Origin of the sequence: Vibrio minamisatsumaniensis, assembly GCF_050337445.1 — a bacterium.
GTDB classification, from domain to species: domain Bacteria; phylum Pseudomonadota; class Gammaproteobacteria; order Enterobacterales; family Vibrionaceae; genus Vibrio; species Vibrio artabrorum.
This window is the reverse complement of record NZ_JAKJSY010000017.1, coordinates 56,927-68,695: the sequence shown is the minus strand read 5'-3', so window position 1 is coordinate 68,695 and position 11,769 is coordinate 56,927. Positions and strand designations below refer to the sequence as shown.

The 11,769-nt window shown below is 45.1% G+C and carries 11 protein-coding genes; 5 read left to right on the top strand and 6 right to left on the bottom strand.

Annotated elements, in window-relative coordinates; translation table 11 throughout:
• Positions 1–118: 118 nt before the first annotated feature.
• Both L4B77_RS05390 and bamJ read right to left on the bottom strand, forming a co-directional pair.
• Positions 119–613, bottom strand: a complete 495-nt coding sequence (locus L4B77_RS05390) for a DUF2780 domain-containing protein (RefSeq protein ID WP_429748973.1) — start codon at positions 611–613, stop codon at positions 119–121.
• A gap of 133 nt (positions 614–746) precedes the next feature.
• Positions 747–1,367 carry a BamJ family beta-barrel-assembly machinery protein gene (bamJ, locus tag L4B77_RS05385; protein WP_429748971.1) on the bottom strand — a complete coding sequence of 207 codons (621 nt, stop codon included), beginning with the start codon at positions 1,365–1,367 and terminating at the stop codon, positions 747–749.
• Between the two features lie 213 nt (positions 1,368–1,580).
• On the opposite strand from bamJ, the gene L4B77_RS05380 reads away from it, so the two are divergent.
• Positions 1,581–2,165 (top strand): LysM-like peptidoglycan-binding domain-containing protein, encoded by a 585-nt coding sequence (locus L4B77_RS05380; protein ID WP_261838223.1) that lies wholly within the window; start codon positions 1,581–1,583, stop codon positions 2,163–2,165.
• Between the two features lie 30 nt (positions 2,166–2,195).
• Here the strand turns inward: L4B77_RS05380 and L4B77_RS05375 are convergent, their stop codons facing one another.
• From L4B77_RS05375 to L4B77_RS05360, 4 genes are all read right to left on the bottom strand, one after another.
• On the bottom strand, positions 2,196–3,044 hold the full coding sequence (locus L4B77_RS05375) for a DMT family transporter (protein WP_261838222.1): 849 nt from the start codon (positions 3,042–3,044) through the stop codon (positions 2,196–2,198).
• The gene (locus tag L4B77_RS05370; RefSeq protein WP_261838221.1) at positions 3,044–3,496 is read right to left on the bottom strand and encodes a GNAT family N-acetyltransferase; all 453 of its coding nucleotides are present in this window, start codon (positions 3,494–3,496) and stop codon (positions 3,044–3,046) included. Before L4B77_RS05370 ends, L4B77_RS05375 begins: the two co-directional genes overlap by 1 nt.
• A 57-nt stretch (positions 3,497–3,553) precedes the next feature.
• Positions 3,554–4,120 (bottom strand): Crp/Fnr family transcriptional regulator, encoded by a 567-nt coding sequence (locus tag L4B77_RS05365; protein ID WP_372040602.1) that lies wholly within the window; start codon positions 4,118–4,120, stop codon positions 3,554–3,556.
• A 326-nt stretch (positions 4,121–4,446) separates the two neighbouring features.
• Complete coding sequence (locus L4B77_RS05360; protein ID WP_261838219.1) at positions 4,447–6,423, bottom strand: bifunctional 2',3'-cyclic-nucleotide 2'-phosphodiesterase/3'-nucleotidase; 1,977 nt, start codon at positions 6,421–6,423, stop codon at positions 4,447–4,449.
• Between the two features lie 413 nt (positions 6,424–6,836).
• Here L4B77_RS05360 and cysD point away from each other — a divergent pair, with 413 nt between their 5' ends.
• The 4 genes from cysD to cysC all read left to right on the top strand — a co-directional run bounded on the left by cysD (position 6,837) and on the right by cysC (position 11,665).
• Complete coding sequence (cysD, locus tag L4B77_RS05355) at positions 6,837–7,781, top strand: sulfate adenylyltransferase subunit CysD (RefSeq protein ID WP_429748977.1); 945 nt, start codon at positions 6,837–6,839, stop codon at positions 7,779–7,781.
• An 18-nt stretch (positions 7,782–7,799) separates the two neighbouring features.
• Positions 7,800–9,230, top strand: coding sequence for a sulfate adenylyltransferase subunit CysN (gene cysN, locus L4B77_RS05350; RefSeq protein ID WP_429748967.1), 1,431 nt, complete (start codon positions 7,800–7,802; stop codon positions 9,228–9,230).
• A gap of 65 nt (positions 9,231–9,295) precedes the next feature.
• Positions 9,296–11,020, top strand: coding sequence for an SLC13 family permease (locus L4B77_RS05345; protein WP_429748965.1), 1,725 nt, complete (start codon positions 9,296–9,298; stop codon positions 11,018–11,020).
• Between the two features lie 24 nt (positions 11,021–11,044).
• Entirely contained in the window at positions 11,045–11,665 is a 621-nt protein-coding gene (gene cysC, locus L4B77_RS05340) for an adenylyl-sulfate kinase (RefSeq protein ID WP_261838215.1), read from the top strand.
• The last annotated feature ends 104 nt before the right edge of the window (positions 11,666–11,769 follow it).

Below are 11,769 nucleotides of genomic sequence, written 5' to 3'. Positions count from 1 at the left end.
TCTCATATCTCATATCTCATATCTCATATCTCATATCTCATATCTCATATCTCTTTTCTTCCCCGCACAAAAAAGAGCACCGAAGTGCCCTAATCCGATTTTAAGCTAGCTATTACGATTATTGCCAAATAGCCGCAAGTGAATCGATTAGGCCACTCGTTGCACCTTGTGATTGCAATGCTTGAAGGATGATTGGTGCAAATGTCGTCATCATTGAGGGATCCATACCTAATCCAGAAAATGCACTTTCAACGGCACCTTGTGAGCTTAATAGCGATGATAGACCAGTAGATTCAAGGCTAGACATGCCTGGAATCAGCGTTGCGAGCTCTTTGTTGTCAGCAGTACCAAGTGAGTTTTGTGCAAGTGCTAGCATGGAACCGATACCGCCAATTGCTTGATCGCTGGTAACAGAAGCTTGGTCTGCGACCGTATCTGCAAGCGGTGTTGTTTCGTTCTGTTGAGACCACATATTCACGGCTGCCATTAGTGCTGTTTGTGATAGTTGGGAATAGTTGGTCTCTGGTGATGAACTGTTTTTTTCTGTGTCGCTCGTGTTTGCACAAGAGACTACAGCAAGGCTGCTGAATATAGTGATGAGTATTTTCTTCATTATTCTTCCTTAAGTAATAAAGCAATCTTCCTATTCACTATAAACGAAAAACGGCGATGTAGTGACATCGCCGTTGGATTCTTTCAATTTTATAGTCTCAAGTATTTTGCGTTACTCAAGGTTTTTATAGAGATTAAAGAATCGCTAGAAGTTCTACTTCAAATACTAGAGCTGCAAATGGTGGGATTGCCGCGCCTGCGCCACGCTCACCGTATGCTAGGTCTTGAGGGATGTATAGCTTCCACTTAGAGCCCACAGGCATCATTTGTAGAGCTTGTACCCAACCTTGAATTACGCCAGTCACTGGGAATTCTGTAGGTTGACCGCGAGATACAGAGCTGTCGAAAACAGTACCGTCAGTTAGTTCGCCGTGGTAGTGAACACGCACTTGCTTGTCTGCCGTTGGGATTTCGCCAGTACCTTCAGTTAGTACTTCGTACTGAAGACCAGACTCAAGAACCGTTACCTCTGAACGAAGAGCGTTGTCAGCTAGGAAAGCTTCGCCGTCAGCAGCAGCAGCTTTAGCCAGTTCTTGACGTGCAGCTTCACCGCGAGTGTGTAGCTCTTGTAGTGCGTTGTTGATTTCGTCAACTTCGATAGCTGGCATGTCACCAACTAGAGCGGTTGCGATACCAGCAGCGATTGCGTCAACGTTTAGGCCTTCAAGACCAGAACCAGCAAGTTGTTGGCCCATTTGTAGACCGATACCGTAGCTAGCTTTTTGCTCTACAGTTTCAAATTTTACTTCAGACATGAAAAGTCACTCTTTTTGTCAGTACGAAAAGGGTAAGAATACCAGTATTGGTAGCATGAAGAAACGGCTAGCCTCTGATCCCTTGTACTTTACCGTGTCCAAATTACAGGGATGTCAATTTTCTTGCTTTGCCCAGTGTTGTGACGGAAATATCTATACTGTTGGTACTTTGGTTTTTATACTGTAGTTATTCAATGTATAGGACGCAGTGGCATGAATCGTCGTCAAAAGAAAAAACAGAAAGTAGACCACTTAGCAGAGTTCAAGGATCGAGTGAATCAGGTCAAAGAGAAATTAAGTTCGATCGATGTAAAAAAAATGAAAACCTCTGTGAAGCAAACTTGGGGGATATTACCGAAATTACACCAGAGATTGTTGATGGTGATTTCGTCGATCGTACTGATATTACTTTTTGTGCCGCTACCAGAACCTAAGTTAGAGACAGCTCCAACAACATCGCGCGTTGAACTTGAAATCAATACCGTCGGCTTAAGCGAACAGCAAAATACAACGAGCAGTTCATCAGAACCGAGCAACAAAAATTGGCAGGAGTACCTGGTTAAGCAAGGCGACACGTTAGCGCAAGTTTTTCGAAATAACGATTTACCTTTGTCTGACTTGAATGCATTAGTGCGTATTGAAGGTGCAGACAAGCCACTCAGTCATATTCGAAAAGGCCAGTTAGTTCGCTTCAAACTTGCTGAAACCGGTCAGTTGGATATTCTTCAACTGGAGAAAGGCGATACTTCAGTGATGTTTTTCCGCTTGTCTGATGGTGGCTTTGGCCGCAGTAAGTAGCCTGCTCCAGCAGGCTAGAAGATAAAAGAGCTAAAGGGTAGCTCTTTTTTTGGGGCGCTTGAAAGGGACGAGAGGTAAAATGATGAGCATAATACCAAGCAGGGTTAGCGTATCTGGAATCTCATCGAACCATATTGCCCCTATTAACGCAACAAACACCAATCCCGAATATTCAGCCAGAGCGATCTGGCTTGAATGCGCTTTTTGATAGGCGGCCACAGCCAGACCGTTATAACTCAATATGAGCGTCGCGCTGAGCGCTATGTACCCCAAATGTTCTGTCGATATTGGTTGCCAGAATAGGAAACTGAGTACGAATGATACTGGAATCGAGAATAGCGTCGTCCACCATAAGGTCGTGACGACGGTTTGCTCACTAGGAAGTTTTCTTACGAGTACATTAAATAGTGCGAGAGTGAGTGCGGTACCCAAAGCAAACAGTGCTGCCCAATGAAATTGTGATGGCCTCAAGACAATCAATGCACCAATGAAACCTATGGTCGTGGCGATAACCTTGCCAAGTGCCGGTTGTTCTTTTAGTAGAAACATTGAGAGCGGCAGCATCAATAGAGGCGCGACATAAAATACTGCGTTAGCGGTTGCTAAAGACAAGTGAGTGATTGCGACCACCATACATCCACTGCCGATCAATATGAGTTGACCTCGTATGATGGTCACTGTGGTTTGTTGCAAGTGTCGCTGCTCTTTTTTCTGTTTCAGCCACAAAGGCGTAATGATAAGCAGAGAGATTAACTGTCGGAAAAAAATATATTGAAGAGGCGGTACTTCGCCATTCAATAGTTTTACCGCGACGTCGGAAAGCGAAGCAAACAGGTTGCCTGCAATCAGTAATAGGATACCGACAGTGATCTTCGACATTACTTCTCTAATCTCATATCAAGGTGTGGAATATCGTCTTCGAGGTACATGTCCGAGATCGTCTTGAATCCGTGGCTTGCGTAGAAGTTTTCTAGGTGTTGCTGTGCACCAATATCAATGGTCGTATTAGGCCAAAGAGCCTCACAGCGTGTTAACGCTTGCTTTATCAATTGATGCCCTAAGCCACTACCTCTTGCTGATTGCTTAGTGGCTACTCGGCCGATGCTGGTGTTGTTGTAAGAGGTGCCTGGTGGTAATAAGCGAGCACACGCAACCAACTCTTCATCGGAATAGCCAAGTAGGTGCTCAACACCCGCGAGTGTATCTTTTCCGTCGAGTTCTGGATAAGGACAAGTTTGCTCAACCACAAATACATCGACTCTTAATTTAAGTAGTTGATAAAGCTGTTGTGTTGAGAGTTCAGAAAAGGGAATTGAGTGCCAAGTGATCATGTTTACATCCAGAGGTTATCGATGCTCTGAATGTACTATGCGCGATGATTGTTGGCATTAACTATTGTTAATTCGACCTTTAATTCTGCTCAGGCTGATTGCGGTTATTCCTAGGTAAGCGGCAATTTGATTGTCGTTCAAGCGCTGTTCAAGATCGGGGAAATGTTCGCAGAACAGCTGATAGCGTTGCTCTGGGGTATAGAGCAGCATGAAGCGTTCTTTTTTTTCCTTATGCATCAGTTGTGTTTCTAACAGCTTTAAATACAGAGGATTATTTGATGCACGCCACTCAATTACTGCGTTCATTGGCAACTCGAGCAAGGTGATCGGTGTCAGCGTTTCTAATAGATAAGGAGAGGCTTGGTTTTTTATCAAACTCTCAAAGCCAATGATCCAGTCTTGTTCCCAATAGAACTCTTTGCTGTATTGCTTTCCGTTGTCTGTTAGATAGCAAGCGTGGCATAAGCCTTCAAGCACAAAGTAGATTGAGTTCGCCATCTCACCTTGATTGATCAGGATGTGTCTGGTTGGTAACTCAAGAGGCTTGGCGATGGCGACTAGAGATTCAATCTGACTTTCAGAGAAGTCAAAGCTTCGTAGTTGTTCGATAAAAGAGGTGTACATGAAAATAACCTAACCCAAATTAGTGCTGAAATACAGCGGTCAACTAATATTGTTTACGATGATATTGATGGGAATAACACTGACAGTAACATTGTAGTCGGTATCAAGTCATTGATTACAGAATGTCGAGTAAGATCTGATGGCTTCCCATTAGATTTATACCGTTTTTCAGCTTCTAAAATATCGATCCATTTAGGGCGGGCGACTCGGTCGGAGTTTATGAGCGTTTACGCTGAACCGCATTTTTGATTTAGGTGTTTAAATAAGAAAAGGCTGAGTCGTAAAACTCAGCCTTTAGAAGGTTAACTCTTGATGAGTTAAGTCATCTATTTAGTGAGGTCGATTTGGTAAACAGCGAAGCCAACATCGTCAGTCGCAACACGTTTCATCGGGTATTGACCTTTATCTTTGATGAATTGAGCGGCTTTCTCACTTGGTGATGTTTCAAAGCGGATATCCAGCTTGTTATCCGTTTTGATTGGTGCGAATGACCAGTTGTTATCAGCCGTTGGGCTCACTTGACCTTGCTCTTTGCTTACGCGAGAGATGTAGTTAGCCAGTACAGTACGGTTCTCATCTGGTGCATCAAATGCAATGAAGTCTTCACCTGTACCAGGGAATTTAGCGCTGTATGCACGGTAGTTGTTGGTTGCGATCAGGAAGTCTTGCTTCATGTCGATTGGCTTACCTTGGTAAGTTAGGTCAACAATACGCTGTGAATTAGGGTTAACCACTTTACAGTTTGCATCGTATTTCGCAGGTTGAGTGACGTCGATTTGGTAATCCACACCGTCGATAACATCAAAGTTGTAAGTACGGAAGTTGTCCCACTCGATCAGATGTTGTGGTGCTGTGGAGTTCACGTCAATCTGGTTGAATTGACCCGCTGAGCACTCAAGCCACTCTTTGACTTCGTGACCTGTTACCTTCATCGCAACGAGCGTGTTCGGGTAAAGGTACAGATCAGCCGCGTTACGGAATGTCAGTTGACCAGATTCAACTTCAGTGAAGTTTGCTGGGTCATTCTTACGGCCGCCCGCTTTGAATGGTGCCGCCGCGGAAAGGACAGGTGTACCGTCTAGGTCTGGGTCACCTTGGATGAACTGTTCAACGTAATCTTTCTGTGCCAGGTTAACAATCTGTACGGTTGGATCGTCTTGTACTAGAGATAGGAAGCTGTACATCACGTCATCTGCTTTACCAATGGGTTGGTTAACAAACTTACGAGTACCTGCATGGTCTTTTTCTAGTGCCGTGACAATGCCTTTATCAGCGGCAGCAAGCGATTTTTGCTCGATCTTGTCGTAAATAGGGCGTGCTTCTGATTGGCCTTTAACCACTTCCCACTTGCCGTCTTTTTGTGCAAGTGTTAGATCCATAACCCCAACGTGGCTGCCCCAACGTCCAGGCATTACTGCCGCAACGCCGTTCATGGTGCCCGTTTTGTTGTCGATCCCTTGAATGTCATCAAAACCTTTACCTGGGAATACGGCGTGAGAGTGACCGAATGCGATTGCATCGATGCCATCGACTTCAGATAGGTAGAAAGTTGAGTTCTCTTCGCCATTTTTATATGGGTCCGTTGATACGCCTGAGTGAGGGATCGCAACGATAACTTCGGCGCCTTCTGCTTTCATTTGAGGTACTAATTCGTTAGCTGTCTCAATGATGTCACGAGCGATGACTTTGCCTTCAAGGTTTTTCTTATCCCACGTCATGATTTGTGGTGGTACAAAGCCGATGTAGCCGACTTTTACTTGATGCTCGACACCAGCTGTATCCGTGAATGTGTGTGTTTTGATAATGTAAGGCGTGAAGTAGTGTTCTTTGGTTTCTGCATCATAAACGTTGGCATTGATGTATGGGAAATCAGCGTCGTTGATCGACTCTTCAAGGAAATCAAGACCGTAGTTGAATTCGTGGTTGCCTAGGTTTGCAGCATCGTAGCTGAGCTGATTCATTGCTTTGTATGCAGGGTGAACTTCGCCCGCTTTGATGCCTTTGTCTGCCATATAGTCACCCATAGGGCTACCTTGCAGCAAATCACCGTTATCGACTAATACGCTGTTGGTTACTTCACTTTGAGCTTCTTTTACTAGAGTCGCAGTACGTGCTAAGCCGATTTTTTTCGATGGCTTGTCCTTGTAGTAGTCGTAATCCATTAGATTGGCATGGATGTCCGTCGTTTCTACGACACGTAGCTTAATCACTTCATCAGTATCAGGTGTTGTTGTACAACCAGCTAGCATCAAACCAAGGCCTGCAAGTACAGCCAATGATAAAGGTTTCATTGCAACGTTCATTTTGTAGCTCCAAAGTGGGTAGTATAAAATTAGTTGCGTAATGTAACAAAATACAATGAAACAATGATGACATCGAATGTTAAATCGTGACTTGGATCGATTACTTTATGGTGTTCTGCAAGGCGCCTCCCAAAGCTGATTAACCAATGCAGCAATAGCATTGATAAATGAGCCTATTCATTTCATCCACTTGCCTATAAATTTAATTCCTTATCAGCTTTTCGAATAAAAAATGAAATTTTAGAATTTCCAGTAATATGAAGAGCTCGTCATAATGCCTATATCAAGGACGTATCAGGCAGATGAATAGCAAGGATCGCTCAACACGCAGCTTCTGTTTTCTTCTAGTGCCAATACTCCCATTCACTCAAATGGATGAGTTAAATCCCTTACTTGGCAAGACCAAGTAATGAATTGCTCGTAACGCGAGCCTCAAAGGAAGCACTGAAATGGACCAAGAACGTTTAACCCACCTAAAACAGCTCGAAGCGGAAAGTATTCATATTATCCGTGAGGTCGCGGCTGAGTTTGATAACCCCGTGATGATGTACTCCATCGGTAAAGATTCTTCTGTGATGCTTCATTTAGCTCGCAAAGCGTTTTACCCAGGTAAGATTCCATTCCCACTATTACACGTTGATACGGATTGGAAATTCCGCGAGATGATTGAATTTCGTGACCGCACAGCAGAAAAGTACGGTTTTGAGCTTTTGGTCCATAAGAACCCTGAAGGTCTGGCAATGGGGTGTAGCCCATTTGTGCATGGTTCTTCTAAGCATACCGACATCATGAAAACTCAAGGTCTTAAACAAGCGTTAAACAAGTATGGGTTCGATGCCGCTTTTGGTGGTGCGCGTCGTGATGAGGAGAAATCTCGAGCGAAAGAGCGTGTTTACTCTTTCCGTGATAAGAACCACACATGGGATCCAAAAAACCAGCGCCCAGAGCTTTGGCATACCTACAACGGTCAGGTGAATAAGGGCGAAAGTATTCGAGTATTCCCACTATCTAACTGGACTGAACTCGATATCTGGCAATACATCTACCTAGAGAACATCGATATTGTACCACTTTACCTTTCAGACAAACGTCCTGTGGTTGAGCGTGATGGCATGCTGATTATGGTGGATGATGACCGCATGGAGCTGCAAGAAGGTGAAGTGATTGAAGAGAAAAGCGTTCGTTTTCGTACTTTAGGTTGTTACCCACTAACCGGAGCGGTTGAATCTGAGGCGAATACGCTAACAGGCATTATTGAAGAGATGCTGGTGGCGACGTCTAGTGAGCGTCAAGGTCGAGCGATTGACCATGATCAGTCGGGCTCTATGGAGCTGAAAAAACGCCAAGGTTATTTCTAAGAATCTAAGGAAAGAAAAATGAATAGTGCAGTAGAAGCCGAATTGGCTGAACTCGGGATTGAAGGTTATCTAAGTCAGCATCAGCATAAATCTATGCTTAGATTTTTAACATGTGGCTCGGTAGATGATGGTAAAAGTACGTTAATCGGTCGCTTGCTCCATGATACAAAACAGATTTATGAAGATCAGCTAGCGGCGGTTCACTCGGATAGCCAACGAGTGGGTACCACAGGTGAGAAACCTGATTTGGCACTGCTTGTTGATGGCTTACAGGCTGAGCGTGAGCAAGGGATCACCATCGATGTGGCTTACCGCTACTTCTCGACTCAAAAGCGTAAATTCATTATTGCTGATACTCCAGGGCATGAGCAGTACACGCGCAATATGGCAACCGGTGCTTCAACGTGTGATCTCGCCGTGATCTTGATTGATGCGCGTAAGGGCGTTCTGGATCAAACCTGTCGTCACTCGTTTATTTCTAACCTGCTTGGTTTAAAGCATTTCATCGTCGCTGTAAACAAGATGGATCTTGTGGAGTACTCGCAAGATCGTTTTGAAGAAATTCGCGATCAATATCTAGCGTTTGCAGAAAACCTAGAAGGCGAAACCAATATTCAGGTTCTGCCCGTATCGGCACTTGAAGGTATTAATGTTGCAGCGCCAAGTAAAGAGCTTGCATGGTTCAAAGGCCCATCTCTACTCGAAGTGTTAGAGAACGTCGACATCGACCAAAAACGCTCTGCGGGTGAATTCCGGTTCCCAGTGCAGTATGTAAACCGTCCCAACTTAGACTTCCGTGGTTTTGCCGGCACGGTTGCTTCAGGTCGTGTCAGTGTCGGTGATGAGATCAAGGCGCTTCCGTCGGGTAAAACCTCGAAAATTGCACGCATTGTGACTTTTGATGGTGACTTGGACTCTGCACAAGCGGGCTTGGCAGTAACACTGACCCTTGAAGATGAGATCGATATCAGTCGTGGTGATTTGATTGTGCTGGAAAACGCGCAGATTGAATCCACTAACCATGTATTGGCCGACACCGTGTGGATGACAGAACAACCATTGCAACCGGGCAAAGCTTACGACATCAAGATCGCAGGCAAGAAAACTGTCGGTCAGGTTGAAGCGGTTCGTCACCAATACGACATCAATAACCTGTCGACTCACGCTGTCGATGAGTTGCCACTGAATGGTATTGGCTTGTGTGAGTGGTCGTTGAACGAGACTGTTGCGCTGGATAAATACCGTGAGAGTGCTGACACCGGTGGTTTTATCATTATTGACCGTCTTACCAACGTGACGGTTGGCGCGGGTTTGATTCGAGACCGTTTGGACTCTGTTGAACAGCAAGTCGCTAACTTCTCTGCATTTGAACTTGAGTTCAACGCTCTGGTTCGTAAGCATTTCCCTCATTGGGATGCCAAAGATCTAAGCCAATTACTGAAGTCATAAACGACCAAGTAACAGCTGATTGAATCAGGCGGAAACCGATCGTTTCCGCCATAAAGGACGGGTATATGTGGCAACAAGGATTTGTATTAGCGATTTTGCTCGGCATCATTACTTGCCTGCTCGTTACCCGTATTAAGCCAAGCTTTATCTTCGCTGGCGCGGCTTTTATTGCTTTTATGGCTGGTATGATCGATTTGTCGAGCCTAGCCAATAACTTCACTAACTCCTCGTTACTGACTTTAATTCTTCTGATCCTTGCATCAAGTGCGTTGGAGAAAACTCGTTTAATTAGTTGGGTTAGCCGTAATATATCGGAAGGTCGACTCGGTACTGTAGTGGCGAAGTTGGGTATTTCCACAGCGCTATTGTCCTCTTTTACCAATAACACGGCGGTGGTGGTCTCTTTGATCGGAGCGATCAAACGTAATCAACAGCACGCGCCGTCTAAGTTACTTATCCCGTTGTCATACGCTGCCATCTTAGGTGGCACCCTGACATTGATCGGTACTTCTACCAACTTGATCATCAATAGTTTTGTTGAAGATGCAGGGCTTCCCAGCCTTAATTTCTTTGCGCCTACTTTGATCGGTTTAGCAGTCTTGGTCGGTGGTGTGTTGATCCTCATTCCTTTGAGTTACTTCTTACCCAGCTACGATGATGGATCGCAAGACGATCTGCCTTACTTCTTAGAAGCAAGAGTTGAGCCCGGCTCACCGCTAGTTGGCCGTAGTGTTAGCGAGAATAACCTCAGAGCATTGAGAAAACTGTTCTTAGCGGAAGTGATTCGAGACGGTAAAACCACCGCGTCGATTGACCCTGACTTCATACTTCAAGCTCGTGACCGATTGCTGTTTTGTGGCGATGTCGAGAGTGTGGCGACACTGCAAGAAATCCAAGGACTGACTCTGTTTGGTCAGCACCATCTGAACGGCCAGAGCTTTGTTGAAGTGGTGGTGAGCTCGTCAGCAAGCTTCTGTAACAAAACCCTAAAAACCAGCCAGTTTAGAGACCGTTTCGATGCGGTTGTGGTGGCTATTCGTCGTGGCCATGAACGTCTTGAAGGTGGGCTAGGGAATATCACATTAACCGCTGGTGATACCCTAATTTTAGTTCCCGGCAAACGCTTTGAAGAACAGCGCCAGCAACATAATAAAGAGTTTGTATTGATGAATGATTTGGACTCAAGTGCCAAACTTGATGTCGATAAATCAACGTTAGTTCTGCTTGGCTTTGCCAGTGTTATTGGACTATCGCTCGCTGATGTGGTCCCGATTATAAAAGGGCTAGCGGGATTTATATTGCTGCTGGTGGTATTTGGTGTCGTCCAACTGGGTGAGCTGCGCCGCCGTTTTCCGGTTGATATTGTGGTGATCGTGGGCTCTGCTCTGTCTATTGCTCAGTTGATGATTTCATCGGGATTATCTGAGCGTATGGGGCAGATGTTTATGGAGGCTTTTAATGGTTGGGGCGTGTTTGGCGCGTTAGTCGCGACCTACTTCATGACTCTGGTTTTGACCGAACTGGTGACCAATAATGCAGCGGCAGCGCTTTCCTTTCCGATTGGCTACAGTATGGCGGTGGGCTATGGCGTCGACCCAATGCCGTTCATTATGGCAGTGCTGTTTGGGGCCAGTGCCAGTTTTATTTCGCCATACGGCTATCAAACCAATTTATTGGTTTACAGTGTGGGTAATTACCATTTAACGGATTATCTACGTATCGGCATTCCAATCTCGATTGTTTATTCGGGTTTGGTATTGACGCTAATTCCTTATTTTTTCCCATTTTAATGCTGTTTATTTAAAGGACTAATTATGACCGCAGTACTCAAACCCAAAGATGAGAATGTTGTGTGGCATCAACACTCGATTGATAAAACATTCCGTTCAGAACTGAAATCACAAAAACCAGCGGTACTCTGGTTCACGGGGTTATCCGGTTCAGGGAAATCGACCATTGCAGGAGCATTAGAGAATCGCTTGGCACAACTTGGTTACCATACTTACTTGTTGGATGGCGATAATGTCCGTCATGGATTATGCAGCGATTTGGGTTTCTCTGAGCAAGATCGCCGCGAGAATATTCGCCGAATTGGTGAGTTGGCTAAATTGATGGCAGATGCAGGCCTGATCGTGTTGTCTGCTTTTATTTCTCCGCATCAAGCGGAAAGACAGTTGGTACGAGACTTACTGCCGCAAGGGGAATTTCTTGAGGTGTTTGTCAATACACCACTGGAAGTGTGCGAGCAGCGTGACCCGAAAGGTCTGTATAAGAAAGCACGTGCTGGAGAAATCCCGAACTTCACTGGTATTAGTTCGGCTTACGAAGCGCCTCAGAGCCCTGAGATTGATTTGCCTGCAGGAGAGAAGACACTCGATGAATTGGTCGAACTGTGTATTGACGCGTTGGAGAAGCGAAATATTTTAGCCAATTGAGATCGTTGGTATGACTGAGGCTGTTTACTTACTTATCGACTTATCCATAACGATAAGTCGTACAGCCTTAGTTTACCGAGACAAGAAACCTATCTTCTAGACCT